This is a genomic window from Bradyrhizobium diazoefficiens (assembly GCF_016612535.1).
Classification (GTDB): domain Bacteria; phylum Pseudomonadota; class Alphaproteobacteria; order Rhizobiales; family Xanthobacteraceae; genus Bradyrhizobium; species Bradyrhizobium diazoefficiens_C.
This window is the reverse complement of sequence record NZ_JAENXS010000002.1, coordinates 2,090,626-2,106,277: the sequence shown is the minus strand read 5'-3', so window position 1 is coordinate 2,106,277 and position 15,652 is coordinate 2,090,626. Positions and strand designations below refer to the sequence as shown.

At 63.0% G+C, this 15,652-nt stretch carries 12 protein-coding genes and 1 tRNA gene; 5 read left to right on the top strand and 8 right to left on the bottom strand.

What is annotated here, in order from left to right; genetic code table 11:
• Window positions 1-34 precede the first annotated feature (34 nt).
• From dxs to JJE66_RS26695, 5 genes are all read right to left on the bottom strand, one after another.
• Entirely contained in the window at window positions 35-1,963 is a 1,929-nt protein-coding gene (dxs, locus tag JJE66_RS26715) for a 1-deoxy-D-xylulose-5-phosphate synthase (RefSeq protein WP_200517437.1), read from the bottom strand.
• Between the two features lie 579 nt (window positions 1,964-2,542).
• Window positions 2,543-2,794 (bottom strand): exodeoxyribonuclease VII small subunit, encoded by a 252-nt coding sequence (locus JJE66_RS26710; protein WP_200517436.1) that lies wholly within the window; start codon window positions 2,792-2,794, stop codon window positions 2,543-2,545.
• Window positions 2,795-2,868: 74 nt separating this feature from the next.
• A complete protein-coding gene (locus JJE66_RS26705) occupies window positions 2,869-3,798 on the bottom strand; it encodes a histone deacetylase family protein (protein ID WP_200517435.1) in 930 nt (309 codons plus the stop codon).
• 134 nt (window positions 3,799-3,932) lie between these two features.
• Window positions 3,933-5,591 carry a bifunctional UDP-sugar hydrolase/5'-nucleotidase gene (locus JJE66_RS26700; protein WP_200517434.1) on the bottom strand — a complete coding sequence of 553 codons (1,659 nt, stop codon included), beginning with the start codon at window positions 5,589-5,591 and terminating at the stop codon, window positions 3,933-3,935.
• 95 nt (window positions 5,592-5,686) lie between these two features.
• Window positions 5,687-6,445 (bottom strand): enoyl-CoA hydratase-related protein, encoded by a 759-nt coding sequence (locus tag JJE66_RS26695; protein ID WP_200517433.1) that lies wholly within the window; start codon window positions 6,443-6,445, stop codon window positions 5,687-5,689.
• Window positions 6,446-6,721: 276 nt separating this feature from the next.
• On the opposite strand from JJE66_RS26695, the gene JJE66_RS26690 reads away from it, so the two are divergent.
• Window positions 6,722-7,948: an MFS transporter gene (locus tag JJE66_RS26690; RefSeq protein WP_200517432.1), complete on the top strand. Its 1,227-nt coding sequence runs from the start codon at window positions 6,722-6,724 to the stop codon at window positions 7,946-7,948.
• A 93-nt stretch (window positions 7,949-8,041) separates the two neighbouring features.
• Here JJE66_RS26690 and JJE66_RS26685 read toward each other — a convergent pair whose 3' ends face one another.
• Window positions 8,042-9,820: an acyl-CoA dehydrogenase gene (locus tag JJE66_RS26685; protein ID WP_200517431.1), complete on the bottom strand. Its 1,779-nt coding sequence runs from the start codon at window positions 9,818-9,820 to the stop codon at window positions 8,042-8,044.
• Window positions 9,821-10,068: 248 nt separating this feature from the next.
• Here JJE66_RS26685 and JJE66_RS26680 point away from each other — a divergent pair.
• A tRNA-Gln gene (locus tag JJE66_RS26680) sits at window positions 10,069-10,143 on the top strand.
• Between the two features lie 589 nt (window positions 10,144-10,732).
• Here JJE66_RS26680 and JJE66_RS26675 read toward each other — a convergent pair.
• Both JJE66_RS26675 and JJE66_RS26670 read right to left on the bottom strand, forming a co-directional pair.
• Window positions 10,733-12,358 carry a hypothetical protein gene (locus tag JJE66_RS26675; protein WP_200517430.1) on the bottom strand — a complete coding sequence of 542 codons (1,626 nt, stop codon included), beginning with the start codon at window positions 12,356-12,358 and terminating at the stop codon, window positions 10,733-10,735.
• Between the two features lie 119 nt (window positions 12,359-12,477).
• Window positions 12,478-13,050: a hypothetical protein gene (locus JJE66_RS26670; protein ID WP_200517429.1), complete on the bottom strand. Its 573-nt coding sequence runs from the start codon at window positions 13,048-13,050 to the stop codon at window positions 12,478-12,480.
• Between the two features lie 158 nt (window positions 13,051-13,208).
• Between JJE66_RS26670 and tnpA the strand changes: the two genes are divergently transcribed.
• From tnpA to tnpC, 3 genes are all read left to right on the top strand, one after another.
• Window positions 13,209-13,580, top strand: coding sequence for an IS66-like element accessory protein TnpA (gene tnpA / locus JJE66_RS26665; protein ID WP_311979958.1), 372 nt, complete (start codon window positions 13,209-13,211; stop codon window positions 13,578-13,580).
• Window positions 13,577-13,924 carry an IS66 family insertion sequence element accessory protein TnpB gene (tnpB, locus tag JJE66_RS26660; protein ID WP_200517427.1) on the top strand — a complete coding sequence of 116 codons (348 nt, stop codon included), beginning with the start codon at window positions 13,577-13,579 and terminating at the stop codon, window positions 13,922-13,924. Before tnpA ends, tnpB begins: the two co-directional genes overlap by 4 nt.
• Window positions 13,925-13,994: 70 nt before the next feature.
• Window positions 13,995-15,638, top strand: coding sequence for an IS66 family transposase (tnpC, locus tag JJE66_RS26655; protein WP_200517426.1), 1,644 nt, complete (start codon window positions 13,995-13,997; stop codon window positions 15,636-15,638).
• The last annotated feature ends 14 nt before the right edge of the window (window positions 15,639-15,652 follow it).

Here is a 15,652-nt window from a genome sequence, read left to right as displayed (position 1 = left end):
CCTACGGGAGAGATAAGGGGCAGCGTCCGCCCGATCAGGCGAGCTTGACCGTCTCGGTCTTGACGTCCTTGCCGAGCGCTTCGAACACCTTGGCGACGATGCCTTTGGCGTCGAGGCCGGCGCGGCCATACATCGCCGCGGGCGTGTCGTGGTCCTGGAACACATCGGGCAGCACCATGGAGCGGAAGCGCACCAGGCCGGTGTCGAGCACGCCCTGGTCGGTCAGGTACTGCGCGACATGCGAGCCGAAGCCGCCGACCGAGCCTTCCTCGACCGTGATCAGGACGTCGTGGTCGCGGGCGAGCTTGAGCACAAGCTCGGTGTCGAGCGGCTTCATGAAGCGCGCGTCCGCAATCGAGGTGGAGAGGCCGTGGGCGGCGAGCTCGTCGGCCGCCTTCTCGCATTCGGCGAGACGCGTGCCGAAGGAGAGCAGGGCGATCTTGCTGCCCTGGCGGATCATGCGGCCCTTGCCGATTTCGAGGGGAATGCCGACCTCCGGCATCTCGATGCCGCGACCTTCGCCGCGTGGATAGCGCAGTGAGCTCGGGCGGTCGTTGATCGCGACCTGGGTCGCCACCATGTGCACCAGCTCGGCTTCGTCGGCGGCTGCCATGATCACCATGTTCGGCAGGCAGCCGAGATAGGCGTTGTCGAACGAGCCGGCATGAGTCGCGCCGTCGGCGCCGACGAGGCCGGCACGGTCGATGGCGAAGCGGACCGGCAGGTTCTGGATCGCGACGTCGTGGACGATCTGGTCGTAGCCGCGCTGGAGGAAGGTCGAGTAGATCGCGCAGAATGGCTTGTAGCCTTCGGTCGCGAGACCGGCGGCGAAGGTCACCGCATGCTGCTCGGCGATGCCGACGTCGAAGGTGCGGTCCGGGAACGCCTTGTTGAAGATATCGACGCCCGTGCCCGACGGCATCGCCGCGGTGATGGCGACGATCTTGTCGTCCTTCTCGGCTTCCTTGACGAGGCTCTGGCCGAACACGTTCTGGTAGGCCGGCGCATTCGGCTTGGCCTTGGCTTGCGTGCCGGTGGCGACGTCGAACTTGACGACGGCATGGTACTTGTCGGCGGAGGCTTCCGCCGGGCCGTAACCCTTGCCCTTCTGCGTCACGACGTGGACCAGGATCGGACCGGTCTCCATGTCGCGGACGTTCTTCAGCACCGGCAGCAGGTGATCGAGGTTATGGCCGTCGATTGGGCCGACGTAATAGAAGCCGAGCTCCTCGAACAGCGTGCCGCCGTCCATCATGAAGCCGCGGGAATATTCCTCGACGCGATTGGCGCGGTTGGCGAGGATCTTCGGCAGGCGCTTGTTGATCTGCTTGGCCGCATCGCGCAGCGTGCGATAGGTCTTGCCCGAGTAAAGGCGCGACAGATAGGCGCTCATGGCGCCGACCGGCGGCGCAATCGACATGTCGTTGTCGTTGAGGATGACGATCAGGCGCGAGTTCATCGCACCTGCGTTGTTCATGGCCTCATAGGCCATGCCCGCCGACATCGCGCCGTCACCGATTACCGCGATAACGTTGTTCTTGCCGCCGGCGAGGTCGCGCGCGACCGCCATGCCGAGGGCGGCCGAGATCGAGGTCGAGGAATGCGCGGCGCCGAACGGATCGTAATCGCTCTCGCTGCGCTTGGTGAAGCCGGACAGGCCGCCGCCGGTGCGCAGCGTGCGGATGCGGTCGCGCCGGCCGGTGAGGATCTTGTGCGGATAGGCCTGATGGCCGACGTCCCAGATCAGCCGGTCACGCGGCGTGTCGAAGACATAATGGATCGCGGTGGTGAGCTCGACCACGCCGAGGCCCGCGCCGAAGTGACCGCCGGTCACCGAAACGGCATCGATGGTCTCCTGACGCAGCTCGTCGGCGACCTGGCGAACCTGTTCGACCTTGAGCTTGCGCAGGTCGTCCGGCGTCCGGATGGTGTCGAGAAGCGGCGTTTTACTGTATTCGTTCACGGCGATTTCCAATTTGTCAGCGCCGGAAAGTCATTCCGGCGCGCGATGGGTTTGCACAATATCGGCGCAGCGCGAGTCCTTAAACCGTCGGAGCCACCTGCCTGGGGCAAAGCCCCTTCTTCAAGCTTAGGTGAGCTTAGGTGCGCTCCGGTTCAGTCTCTGTGATCCCTGTCACTTAGATCGGCTTCGTCCGTCCCAGCAATTTCATTAGCGTTTTGAAGCGCTTGTCGTCGGAAATCGGTCCCCACGCAAGGTTTACAAAAAGCCACACTCCGCGCAGCTTTACACCAAACCTAAGGCCAAAGCCAACCCGGCCGACCGATTGCGGGCATGCAGGGGCAAGCGGCGAGCCAATTGGTTAACCACGGCGCGGAAGGCGTAGTTCCAATCCCGCCCGGTTCCTCGGCCGGATTTTGGGCGCGAGGACAACCGTCTTGGCGGGATTCGATCAGTCCAAAGGTGCCGGCGAGGGAACTCGTCAAGTTCCGGCGCGCGGCCATCCGCCCCGTTAGCGGGGAAGGCGACGGGCGATCTTGCAGGTGGCCGATGCTTGAGATGGGTAGCTGTCGGCGGCGTCCTTTACTGCACGTCGAGCGGCGCGGTGCCGGTGGCCTGGCCGTTGGCGTCCGTGGTGATCTTGTCGACGCGGGCCTCGGCCTGCCGCAAAAGTTCCTCGCAACGCCGCTTCAGGGCTTCGCCGCGCTCATAGATGGTGACGGATTCCTCGAGCGGCACCTTGCCGTCCTCGAGCCGCTTCACGATCGTTTCGAGCTCCTCGATCGCGCGCTCGAAGGTGAGCCGGGAGACGTCGACTTGGGTATTTTCAGCCATATCCGTTTCCGATTGCCCGATTCTCTTGTCTTGCAAAACAGCAGAGTTTTGCGGGCGTAATGTGGCGGGTCTGTCTAAGCGCCCATCAGGGCGCTGACATGCGCCGTAACAGATTCTTTCAGTCCTTGCAGGTCGTAGCCGCCTTCGAGCACAGAAACCACGCGGCCCCCTGCGGATTTGTCGGCGAGGTCCATCAGCTTGCGCGTCACCCAGGCATAGTCCTCCGCGCGCAAATTCAGCGAGGCCAGCGGATCGCGGTAATGCGCGTCGAAGCCTGCGGAGATGATGAGGAGTTCGGGGCTGAATTCCGTCAGCCGCGGCAGGATCAGGTTCTCGAACGCGCTGCGGAATTCGGGTCCGCCGTCTTCGGAAGCCAGTGGCGCGTTGACGATGGTATCGTGGTCGCCGCGCTCGCTCTTCGCGCCGGTGCCCGGAAACAGCGGCATCTGATGTGTCGAGCAGTACATCACGGTCGGGTCCGACCAGAAGATGTCCTGGGTGCCGTTGCCATGATGGACGTCGAAATCGACGATGGCCGCGCGCTTGATGCCGAATTTGCGCTGCGCGTGGCGCGCGGCGATCGCGACATTGTCGAAGAAGCAGAAGCCCATCGGCTTGCCGATCTCGGCGTGATGGCCGGGTGGGCGCACCGCGACGAAGGCGTTGCGATGCTCGCCGTTCATCACCGCTTCGGTCGCAGCCACTGCGCCGCCGACGCCGCGCATCACCGCTTCCCACGTGCCCGGAGACATCGACGTGTCGCCGTCGACATAGACCTGCCCGCTGGTCGGCGCGATGTGGCGCAGCTCGGTGACGTAGTCCTCGTTGTGGCAGAGCGTGACGAGATCGAGATCGCCCTCCGGCGCGAGGGCGCGCGCCAGGAACTGGAAGCGCTCAACCGACAGCGCCTCCTCCACCGCACGCAGGCGGTCCGGGCGCTCGGGATGTCCCGGCGGCGTGACATGGTCGAGGCAGGCCTTGTGGGAGAGAAGGAGTGTGCTCATCAGGTCGGCCTCGCGGGGAACGAACTCTCGACGTCGCTTGGCGCATCCGGCGCCAAAACGCAATGCAAAACCCAATCTATGCGTTCCACCTGGAATGGCAAAGGGCCGTCCCGAGGCGGCCCGTTTGATCTCGATCAATTCACGCGCAGGATGCGGGTGGGCGGTAGCGGGCCGATCGGACCATGCGCTCTGAAGAAGGCAAACAAGGCGTCCGTGTCGTAACCGCCATATTGCGGCGAGGCGCCCTGTTTCGCGATCGTGAAGCCGTCGCCGCCGACGGCGAGATAATCGTTGAGGGTAACGCGATAGCCCGTGGCCGGCTCGATCGGCTGGCCGTTCAGTGTCATCTTGTCGGCCATGATGCGCTCGCCGAGCGGCTTTGATGCGTCCCAAGTGTAGCTGAACCCGATCGACACCTGGAGGATCCGCGGCCGCTTCGGATCGAGCCATTGCTGCTCCAGCATGTCCTTGAGCTGGCTGCCGGTGAGCGTCATGCTGACGAGCCGGTTGCGGAACGGCTGGCTCGCGAACAGCTCGCCATAGGACACCGCGCCATTCTCCTTCGGGGTGATGTCGGTGCGGATGCCGCCGGGATTGGTGAGCGCGATGACAGCGTTGCCATCCTTGGCGTCCCTGGTCGCGGTGAGCTGTGCATCCGCGATGACGTCGCCGAGTGCGCTTTCGCCCGCGTCGTTGGGAGTTCGCGACAGCGTTTGCGTCACCGATCCGGCCGGGCGATTGGCGATCGGCGCCGAGAGCTGGTCGTAGGCGTCGATCAGCGCGGTCTGCTCGGGATCCTTAGGCAATGACGCGTCGGCGACGATGACGTTCTCGGCCTTGGCGCTGACGATGTCGCGTGTTGTCGGATCGAGCTTGAGGTCGATCGCGGTGACGAGCGTGCCGTATTTGTCGCCGCTGGTCACCAGCCTGCCGTCGATGTCGCAAACATAGGCGCGATGGGTGTGGCCGCTGATCACGATGTCGACGGCGCGGTCGAACTTTTTCACGATGTCGACGATGGGCCCCGTGATGGCGGGGCATTCATTGTAGTCGCCCGAGGGCTCACCGCCCTGGTGGATCAGCACCACGATCGCCTCGACGCCCCGCGCCTTCAGTTGCGGCACTAGCGAGTTCACCGTCTCGGCCTCGTCGCGGAATTCGATCCCGGCAATGCCTGATGGCGAGACGATGCCGGCGGTCTCCTTCAGGGTCAGCCCGATGAAGGCAACGGGGATGCCCTCGAATTCCCTGATCTCGTAGGGCGGCAAGATGCTCTTGCCGGTCGCGGTCTCGATGGTGGAGGCGGCGAGATATTGGAATTTCGCACCGGTGAAGGGATGCGGTCCCTGGCATCCGTCCTGCGGATGGCAGCCGCCGTTCTGCATCCTGAGCAGCTCGGTCTTGCCCTCGTCGAATTCGTGGTTGCCGACCGAGGTGATCGCGAGCCCCATCATCGAGAGCGACTCGACGGAAGGCTCGTCGTGAAACATCGCCGACAGGAATGGGCTCGCCCCGATCAAATCGCCGGCGGCAACGAAGATCGTGTTCTTGTGCCCCTCGCGCAATTGCTTGACCAGCGTAGCCATGTACTCGGCGCCACCGGCCGCCACCATCACCTTCTTGCTCTTGTCCTCGGGATCGTTGATGCGGATGCCGCCCGGCGGCGGCCGGAGATTGCCGTGGAAATCGTTGATCGCGAGAATGCGCAGCTCGACGGGCGCGGCGGTCTGCGCCGCGGCGGGGAGGGTTGCGAGTGCAAGCGTGAAGGCGGTCAGGCGGAGAAGATGTCGCATGGAGCAAGATTAGTCGCTCCAGGCGAAGATTTCACGAAACTTCTGCTGTCATTCCGGGGTCGCGCTGCGCACGCTCCGGAATGACAGGGACTTGTCTACCTCTTCTTCCTATTCGCAAACGCCTTGAATGCGGCCGTCGCTTCGTCCGATTTCAGCCGCTCGCCGAACAGATGGCCTTCCTGGTCGATGCGGCGGGTGAGCTCTTCCGGCGCGGCGCGCAGTAATTTGCGCGAGGTTGCGACCGCCTCGGCCGGGAGCTTGCAGATTTCGCGCGCGACCTTGCGGGCCTCGACCTCGGTGTGCCCCGGCGACACCACGGTGTTGACGAAGCCGGCGGCGTGGGCCTCGGCGGCGGTGAAGGTGCGCCCCATCACCAGCATGGCGAAGGCGCGCTGGTAGCCCATGGTGCTCGGCATCAGCAGGCTGGCGGCGCCGACCGGAACGAGCCCGAGATTGATGTAGGGCGCGGAGAAGGTCGCCGCCGTGGAGGCGAGCACGTAGTCGCAGTGGAACAGCATCACGGTGCCCATGCCGATCGACGCGCCGTCCACGGCTGCGATGATCGGCTTGACGTTGAGCGCCAGCGAATAGAGGAATCTGACGCCATCCGACAGCGTTTCGGGGCGCGAGGCGTCGGCCTTCACGAAATCGTCGATGTCGTCGCCGGCCGTGAACACGCCGGAGCCGCCGGTGATGATCATGCAGCGGATGTCGGGATTGTTCTGCGCGGTGTCGATCGCGCGGCTCATCTCGCGGTACATGTCCTGCGTGATTGCGTTCTTCTTGCTAGGGCGGCGCAGGGTGATCACGCGCGTGGCGCGCTCCTCCGTGATGATGATGTTGCCGTTCGGCATGAACACTCCCTGCGGCCGCCGCGGCGCCTGCCGTCGGCGAGTCCTACGAGGCTCAGCCTACATGATCCGGCAGGCGTGCCAATCCTGCGGCTCGACCTTTTCGGCAGTGATACCGGTCCGATGATCGCATTCATCCGGGAACCATGGCGCGAAAGCTGCATCATATCTGCTGCGGCGTTTTGCGCGTTGCAACAATCGGCTACAATGTTTCAATTGAAAAACCGGTGGTTGTGCGGCACGATCAGTCGTCTCGTGCCATCAGGCCAATGCTGATCGATGATTGCCGCAACGGGCGTTGACGAATCCTCGCTGCATTACCGCGGCTGGCGCGTGGTGCTGGCCTGTTTCCTGATGGCCTTTTTCATGTTCGGCTTCGGCCTCTACGGCCAAGGCGTCTATCTTGCCGAGCTCCAGCGCGCCCATGGCTGGCCGGGCACGCTGGTGTCCGCAGCCAGCACCTTCTCGTTCCTGCTGAGCTCAGTCCTCGTCATCTTCACCGATGATCTGCTCGCCCGCATCGGGCTGCGGGCGCTGATCCTGTGCGGACTGTCGGCGCTGGCCGCATCGACCGCGCTGCTGGGACTGATGCAGACGCCCTGGCAGCTCTTTGTCGCCTATGCGCTGATGTCGGTCGGCTGGACCGGCATGGGCTCGGTGGTGATCGCGACGGTGCTGAACACGTGGTTCTCGCGGCGCCGCGGTCTCGCGCTCAGCCTCGCCTTCAACGGCGCCACCTTCGGCGGCATTGTCCTCGTTCCGGTTCTGCTGGCGCTGAGTGCAAGCATCGGCTTCCGCCCCGCCATGCTGGCGGCCACAATCGTGATGGTGGTGCTGGTGTTGCCGGTGGTTATTGTCTTCACCAGCTGGCCGACGCTGAATTCAGCCGGAGATGCACACCGCGATGGCAAGGCCGCGCGTCATTCGCGCCGGGCGCTGCTCGCCAACGCATCGTTCTGGACCATGGTGCTGCCGATCGCGATCGCGCTGTTGGCGCAGATGGGCTTCATCATCCACCAGGTGACGTTCCTCGAGCCGATGATCGGTCGTTACGCTGCGGGTCTCGCCGTCACCATCATGGCGGCGATGGCGGTGGTCGGGCGGTTGTCGCTCGGCCTGTTCGTCGACCGGCTCGATCCGCGGCTCGCCTGCGCGGCATCGATGACCAGCCAGGCGGCGGCGCTGTTCGTGCTGCTGCAAAGCACGAGCCCGACAGTGCTGCTCGTGTGCTGCGCCGTCTACGGTTTCTCCATCGGCAACATGATCACGTTTCCGCCCTTGATCATCCAGCGCGAGATCGGCAGCGCCGCTTTCGCGGCCGCAATGGGGTTGGGGACATCGATCAGTGGTATCGTCAGCGCGTTTGGCCCCGGCATCGTCGGCGTCGTGCGCAGCATCAGCGGCGATTACACGACGGCGTTTGCGATGTGCGTGGTGCTCGATGTCGTCGCGGCCGGAATCGTGCTGTGGCGGCCGGGGAAAAGGGCCGAGGTCACAGCTTCGTAGCCCGGATGGAGCGCAGCGTAATCCGGGATTCGTGCCACGAACGGCGACCGCCCCGGATTGCGCTTCGCTCCATCCGGGCTACGCAGGCCTCGCTTACCCCAACAGCACGGCGTCCGCCGCTGCCACCGATGCCGCGCTCTCCGTCACGGTGCGCTCGAGGGCGCCGGCCTGCACGGTGATGTTCTCGGCGAAGAAGCGCGCGAGCGAGACGTAGCGCGCGGCATCGGTGTTGCCGTCGGCCTTGGCGGCGAGCGCCTCGGACGCCAGCATGCAGCCGCCGAGCGTGGCGCCGAACTGCTGGAGATACGGCGTGGCACCGGCGAGCGCCTCGTTCGGTGCAGAGGCAACACGTTCCAGCAGCCATTTGCTGGTGCGCGTCAGGGCGTCGACCGCCTCGCGCAATTTCACGCCGGTGGTGCCGAAGCCGAGATCGTTCGAGGCCTCGACCTGCTTGACGGTGGCGGAGAGCTCGTCGAGCAGTGCCCACACCGACGCGCCGCCATTGGCCCCGAGCTTGCGGGTGACGAGGTCGATCGCCTGGATGCCGTTGGTGCCTTCGTAGATCGCGGTGATGCGGGCATCGCGATAATGCTGCGCGGCGCCGGTCTCTTCGATGAAACCCATGCCGCCATGCACCTGCACGCCGAGATAGGCGACCTCGTTGCCGATATCGGTGGAATAGCCCTTGGCCATCGGCGTCAGCAGCGCCGCGCGCGCGGCGGCATCGGCGCGGACCTTGGGGTCTTTGGCGCGCGTCGAGACGTCGATCGCGACCGCGGTCGCATAGCAGATGGTGCGTGCGGCCGCTGTCTGCGCCCGCATCCGCATCAGCATGCGCTTGACGTCCGGATGCACGAAGATCGCATCCGAGCCGTCGCCCGTTTTGCCGACGGCGCGGCCCTGCTTGCGTTCCTGCGCGTAACTCAGGGCCTGCTGATAGGCGCGATCGGCGACGCCAACGCCTTCGAGGCCGACGCCGAGGCGGGCCTGGTTCATCATCGTGAACATGCAGCGCATGCCCTGGTTCTCTTCGCCGACCAAAAAGCCGATCGCGCCGCCGTGGTCGCCCATGGTCATGGTGCAGGTGGGGGAGGCGTGCATGCCGAGCTTGTGCTCAACGCCGGAGGCAAAGATGTCGTTGCGCTGCCCCAGCGAGCCGTCGGAATTGACCATGAATTTCGGCACGAGGAACAGCGAAATCCCTTTGGTGCCGGCAGGCGCGTCCGGCAGGCGTGCCAGCACGAAATGCACGATGTTGTCGGTCATGTCGTGCTCGCCATAGGTGATGAAGATCTTCGTCCCCTTGATGCGATAGGTGCCGTCGGCCTGCCTGTCGGCACGGGTTCGCAGCGCGCCGACGTCGGAGCCGGCCTGCGACTCGGTGAGCTGCATCGTGCCGGTCCACTCGCCGGAGACGAGCTTTTCAAGATAGATCTTTTTCAGCTCCGCGCTGCCATGCGCCTCCAGCGCCTCCATTGCGGAGGCCGTCAGCAGCGGGCAGAGGCCAAAGGCGACGTTGGAGGCACTCCAGATCTCGGTGCAGGCGGCATTAATCGCGAGCGGCAGGCCCTGGCCGCCGAAATCCTCGGGGCCGGACACCGCGTTCCACCCGCCGTCGGTCCAGCGCCTGTAGGCATCCGGCCAGCCCGGCGCGGTCGTGACCTTGCCGTCGCTGAGCTTGATGCCGTGCTCGTCGCCGACCTTGTTCAGCGGCGCCAGCACGTCCGTTGCGAACTTGCCGGCTTCTTCCAGCACGGCGGCGACGATGTCGGCGTCGAAATCGCCGTAATGACCGGCCTCCACGGCGGCCTTGAGGCCGGCGCCATGGTTGAGCGACAGCAGCATGTCAGAGATCGGCGCGCGGTAGGTCATGGCTCACTCCCGAGGACAGGTTTGGCGCCGTATTCCCATGAAACGGCCGAGGTCTCAATGGGCGGGAACGAGCCGGGATCGGGGATATGATAGAGCGCGGCCGGGCGGGTCTCCGGGCCGGTGGTATTTTGCCCCTCCAGGCGGTTGAAATGCCGCGCCGCTCCCTATAGACCGACTGCGACCGGAGGGAATCTGCGGGTGCAAGTTCTTGGGGTGCCAGTTCTTGCGTCGTTCCCTTCGTCGCCTGATGGGGCGTAGCCAAGCGGTAAGGCAGCGGATTTTGATTCCGCCATTCGGAGGTTCGATCCCTCCCGCCCCAGCCAGCCAGTCTTGTAATTCGCCAAGGTCTACAACCTGCGCCGAACAGGCCCGGATGTCCGGGCCTTTCGGGCATCCTAGTTAGTCTCCGGACTCCCAGTCTCTATTTCTCTGGGCCGAAAACATTGAAAGTCTCCGGCCGAACTCCGAACAATTCCCGTTTCGCAGAGACGATTGGCGCAGACTGGTGCGAACACGACTGCCGCCCGACCTTGGCGGTCGGTGTGGGGTCGATCTCCGCTACCTACGCGACGAAATCGGGAATCCTTCACGCAGACTGCCGCACGAACTTGACACTGTGCTTAGGCCCATTCTCCTGCGGCGATTGCACAGAATTGATAATTGATCGCGTGGACCGCCGGCCCGGCGGCCAGCAGGTCCAGTTAGAGATCTTTTGAGATCCCCGGTGCCCTTGTCGCTCCAAGCCGGACCATCCCAAACTGCCGTAACGATGGTGGTCACAATGCAATCGCACACTCATCCACTCACCGGCCGCCTTGGCGCATTGGGGGAATCCTGCTCGCCGATGCCACGAGGTGGTCACTCATATTTTGAGGGCATCAAGCGGCACAGAACGTTCTTGAAGTGCGGGGCCTAGAGAACAAGCTGCGCCAGATAGGGCCGCAAATGTTCGCTAACAGATGCAAACTGATTGTCGTCAAGTAGCTGGCGCTTCTGGACCCCCACGCCGATGATATCCGCGTCATCGGTCGTGATACCAACCGCATCTTCTACGCCAAGTATCAGCTGCGCGTTTTCGGGGCGCTTCTTGACCAGGAATGAGATAATAGCGGGCAGATGCTGTCCATCTTGTCCTTGCTGATTGGGGGCATCGATTACAATCGGACAGAATGCCGACGATCCAAATTCCTTTGTCGTGTGTAAGAAAGCGTAGGAATAGGCGGTGAGACCACGCGGCCCTTCACTGCCACGAGCTAGATGCGCATTCGCGATTGAACCTGACTTGGAGCTCTCCACCCTCACATCGAGACTCATCGAAAAGCTTGTGAGACGGCTGAAGAAGAAATCGGTAATCGCGGCAGACCTCTTACGGTCAAGTGATTTGCGCATCGCAAGTTTTAGTTCCTCGATACGGGCGCTAAGCGCACCAACCTTGCTTTCAATTTGGGTCACGCGCTCTCGCAGCACGCGGCTTGCCGCATTGCGGCCCTCCGCAGCCATGACCTCTTCCAGGGTGACATCATTCTTGCGGGTTGAGAGAATCGCCCTAACACGGGAAAGCGCAGTCTCGACATCGCCTAACTCCTTCTGAGCGGCATCGATCTGCTTCTGAAGCCCGTCTTTTTGTTCTTTAGCTTGGTGGAGGATGCCGATCAGGGCTTCGGTATCTGCCGCAATGCCGAATCGTTCAGCAATATCGTTTGTGTAGTGTTCTCCGCAGGTGGGACATTCAACGTCTGCCGGATGCCCAATTGCGCTTTTAAACACTTCATCAAGTTCCGCGAGAGCCGCTTTGGCGATGTCTATCTGTGTCGTCCACAACGCGCGAGCATCGATCAATTCGGATAATTTTGTCCGGTGGGCATTCTGTTGGTTGAGCAGTTCCGAGCACTCGGCCAAGAGGCTGTTCGTCTCGGCCTCGAAATCCTTCAGGTCGAAATAAATTCCCGCCTCGGGTTGCACGGAACGAATTTGCTCCAGTGCATCTCGGAGCCCCTGAAGCTGTGCTTGCACCCCTCGAAGTTCGACGGCTAGTCGATCCCTCTCAGCCCTCGCAACGTAATAGGCGTTGGGTTTAAGACCGGAGTGATACTCGGCGAGGCTTGCATCTGAATTCGGAAGATACATCCCACGAAACGGCTTCCATGGTTCGGACCAGCTCTTATCTTGATCGATACAGAAAGGGGCGAATGCGTAAGCCGGCGGCGGGATAAGAACCTGCTCGCGCTTGTCGGTCATTAGTAGTCGAAAATCGAGAAGGTCGGCCATGAAAGGCGACAGCTCCCGAGTCACGGAGGTCGTTTGGAGGATCTTCTGCCCGGTGGCGTCGAACACCATGTAGGTGCCCGCGATTTTCATAGCGGTATATGCGTCGCCAGCCACTTCGAAATCGACCGCAGAAATAACATGCGCTTTACGCCAACTTTCGTCGATCCGATGCGGGTCGGCCCCAAATGTATCATAGAGGCTCTTTATCAGAGCCGACTTTCCGAAGCCGTTTCCCGCCGCCAGCACCGTTGCGCCCGGGCTGAACTCCATCGTGAAGGCTCGTCGCTCTCCTTGCGATAGAAGAAAGACTCTCTTGAACCTCATCGTGCGCACGTCGCTTGCCCCCGCCAATATTCAATAGCAATCGTCGTAGTCCCAACCCGCGTCGTTTATTTTCCATTCATGGCCTCAAACAATTCGACGAATATGGCGGCATCAATTTCGATTGCGTCATAACTGGATAGTTCGGACATCTGTAACTGAGCTTTGACCGTGTCGACGACCGGCAGCAGCTTGTCACATTCCATCAGGGCAGCTTCGATTGTGGCGAGAGGTTTGTTCACTATTTCGGAGAGCGTCACTGATCTCGCACTGCGATTTGTACAGCCGCGAAGATGAGTGATTGTCTGCGTCTTCAGCCTAATTCGAAATGCGATCGAACGGCCAGCATCCTTGAGTTCGTCTTCAATGATGGACCAGCTATCGAGAATGCCCCGTCTATTCTCAGCAGCAGAAATCACGTCTGCCAGATTTTTCCGAGACAGTGACTTCCGAGCATATATATCTTCAATGCTACTGTATTCCGTCGTGTCGTTTGTTCGCGCTGTAACTTCCTCAACGAGAGTGCGATATAAGGCGCTAATAGCCAGTCCGTCTGTGTTTTCGAGCATCTCGACCAACTTGCCCTTCACCATTGTGTCATAACCCGTCACGGGCACGTCAGTGCGCTCGTAGTTCAGCACGATGCTCTCGCTAGGCGACCGGGGCGCCGCAAAATCGAGGTCGAGCGCCTTAGCAAGTCTGCCTCCGGTGGGGGGCCGTCTTGTGGGGCTGAGCGGATTGCTTTGTAACAGCACTTATGGACAGCCATAAGTTCAGTACTCAGGTTGAGCGTCTCGAGGTGGTCGAGACCGGCCGTCGCCGTCATTGGACGGACGACGAGAAGCTGAAGATCGTGCTTGAGAGCATGCACGCGCCGCGGGCGATTTCGTCGACGGCGCGGCGGCACGGGATATCGCGGTCGTTGCTGCTGACGTGGCGGCGGTTGTTCGCTGCGGGTGGTGGTGGGGCTACCGAACAGCCCAAGCCGTCATTTGTGCCCGCGGTCGTGGTGAGAGCGGCAGCATCGCCGAATGCGCTACCAATACCCGCTGCCACGCGGGCGAGCGGCCGGATGGTGATCGAGCTGGGCAATGATCGCCGGATCATCGTAGATGTTGACGTCGACGCGGCCGCGTTGTCGCGGGTGCTCGGCATTCTGGAGCGCCGATGATCCCGATCGCAGCAGGCGCGCGGATCTGGATCGCGACCGGGCATACCGACATGCGCAAAGGTATGCAGGGGCTGGCGCTCCTGGTGCAGGAAGGCTTCGGACGTGATCCGTTTGCCGGGGACGTCTTCGTGTTCCGCGGTCGCGCCGGCACTTTGATTAAGGCGTTGTGGCACGACGGGATCGGTTTGTCGCTTTACACCAAGCGGCTGGACCGAGGTCGCTTCATCTGGCCTTCGGCGGTGGACGGCGTGGTGGCGTTGACCGCGGCCCAGCTTGGCTATCTGTTGGAAGCGATCGACTGGCGCAATCCGCAACACAGCTGGCGTCCGCAGAGCGCCGGATAGGCTGCGCAAAAATCCTCTGAGATTGTAAAAAGCACGCGCCAAATCGCAGCTTTTATGATTCCATTGAGGCATGGGAGACGGCCTCGAAAAGCTGCCGGACGACATTGAAGCGCTGCACGCGGCATTGCTTGCGGCGCGCGCTGAACTCGCCATCGTGCGCGCCCAGCAGTCCGACGACCAGGCGTTGATCGCGCATCTGAAGCTGCAGATCGAAAGGCTGAACCGCGATCGGCATGGTCCACGCTCGGAGCGCACCGCACGTCTGCTGGATCAGCTTGAGCTAACGCTGGAGGAACTCGAGACCTCTGCGACCGAGGACGAACTGACAGCCGAAATGGCCGCGGCGAAGACTGCGAACGGGACGGCGACCGTGGCGTCGTTCACCCGCAAGCGGCCATCGCGCAAGCCGTTCCCCGATCATCTGCCTCGTGAACGCGTGGTCGTACCGGGACCCATGGCGTGCGCCTGCTGCGGCGGGACGCGGCTGTCGAAGCTCGGCGAAGACATCACCGAGACGCTGGAGGTGGTCCCGAAATCCTGGAAGGTGATCCAGCACGTCCGGGAGAAGTTCAGCTGTCGGGACTGCGAGAAGATCAGCCAGGCGCCGGCGCCGTTCCACGTCATCGCCCGCGGCTGGGCCGGCCCGAGCTTCCTGGCGATGGTGCTGTTCGAGAAGTTTGGCCAGCACCAGCCGCTGAACCGGCAGGCCGAGCGCTACGGCTGGGAAGGCGTGCCGGTCAGCCTGTCGACGCTTGCCGACCAGGTCGGCGGCTGCACGCTCGCGCTGATGCCGCTGTTCAATCGCCTCGAAGCCCATGTGCTCGCCGCCGAGCGCTTGCACGGCGACGACACCACGGTGCCGGTTCTGGCCAAGGGCAAGACCTCGACTGGCCGGATCTGGGTCTATGTCCGGGACGACAAGCCGTTCGGCGGACAGGCCCCGCCAGGGGCTGTGTTTTACTACTCACGCGATCGCGCCGGCGAGCATCCGCAGGCGCATCTGGCGAGCTACAGCGGGATCTTCCAGGCCGACGCCTATGGCGGCTATGGCAGGCTCTACGAGGCCGGCCGCAATGCGGGTCCAATCCTGGAAGCCGCCTGCTGGGTCCACGCTCGGCGGCCGTTCTTCGTGCTGGCTGACCTGGCCGAGAACGCGCGCCGCAAGGCGCAAGGCGGCAAGAAGCCAGCGGTGATCTCGCCCCTGGCGCTTGAAGCCGTGCGCCGGATCGATGCTCTGTTCGAGATCGAGCGCGGCATCAATGGCGAGACGCAGGAACGGCGCCGGGCCGTGCGGCAGGAACTGAGCGCACCGTTGGTTGCCGATCTGGAAGGCTGGATGCGTGAGCAACGTGCCAAGCTATCGCGCGGCAACGACGTCGCCAAGGCGATGGACTACATGCTCAAGCGTTGGAGCGCGTTCACCCGCTTCCTCGACGACGGCCGTATCTGTCTATCCAACAACGCTGCAGAACGGGCGCTGCGCGGCATCGCGCTCGGCAGGAAGTCCTGGCTGTTCTGCGGCTCCGACCGCGGCGGCGACCGCGCCGCGCTGATGTACAGCCTGATCGTCACCGCCAAGATGAACGACATCGACCCGCAAGCCTGGTTGGCTGACGTTCTGGACCGCATCGCAGAGCATCCCGCCCACCGGCTCGACGAGCTTCTGCCGTGGAATTGGCGCGACACGATCCGGCGTGTCGATCAGGCCGCCTGAGTGGTCCTGCCGCG

What these genes read in the sequence shown, in the direction of transcription:
- JJE66_RS26675 (WP_200517430.1), bottom strand. Translation starts at nt 12,358, where the DNA reads ATGGAGTTCAGCCCGGGCGCAACGGTGCTGGCGGCGGGAAACGGCTTC.
- JJE66_RS26685 (WP_200517431.1), bottom strand. Translation starts at nt 9,820, where the DNA reads ATGACCTACCGCGCGCCGATCTCTGACATGCTGCTGTCGCTCAACCAT.
- tnpC (WP_200517426.1), top strand. Translation starts at nt 13,995, where the DNA reads ATGGGAGACGGCCTCGAAAAGCTGCCGGACGACATTGAAGCGCTGCAC.
- JJE66_RS26695 (WP_200517433.1), bottom strand. Translation starts at nt 6,445, where the DNA reads ATGCCGAACGGCAACATCATCATCACGGAGGAGCGCGCCACGCGCGTG.
- JJE66_RS26690 (WP_200517432.1), top strand. Translation starts at nt 6,722, where the DNA reads ATGATTGCCGCAACGGGCGTTGACGAATCCTCGCTGCATTACCGCGGC.
- tnpB (WP_200517427.1), top strand. Translation starts at nt 13,577, where the DNA reads ATGATCCCGATCGCAGCAGGCGCGCGGATCTGGATCGCGACCGGGCAT.
- JJE66_RS26710 (WP_200517436.1), bottom strand. Translation starts at nt 2,794, where the DNA reads ATGGCTGAAAATACCCAAGTCGACGTCTCCCGGCTCACCTTCGAGCGC.
- JJE66_RS26700 (WP_200517434.1), bottom strand. Translation starts at nt 5,591, where the DNA reads ATGCGACATCTTCTCCGCCTGACCGCCTTCACGCTTGCACTCGCAACC.
- JJE66_RS26705 (WP_200517435.1), bottom strand. Translation starts at nt 3,798, where the DNA reads ATGAGCACACTCCTTCTCTCCCACAAGGCCTGCCTCGACCATGTCACG.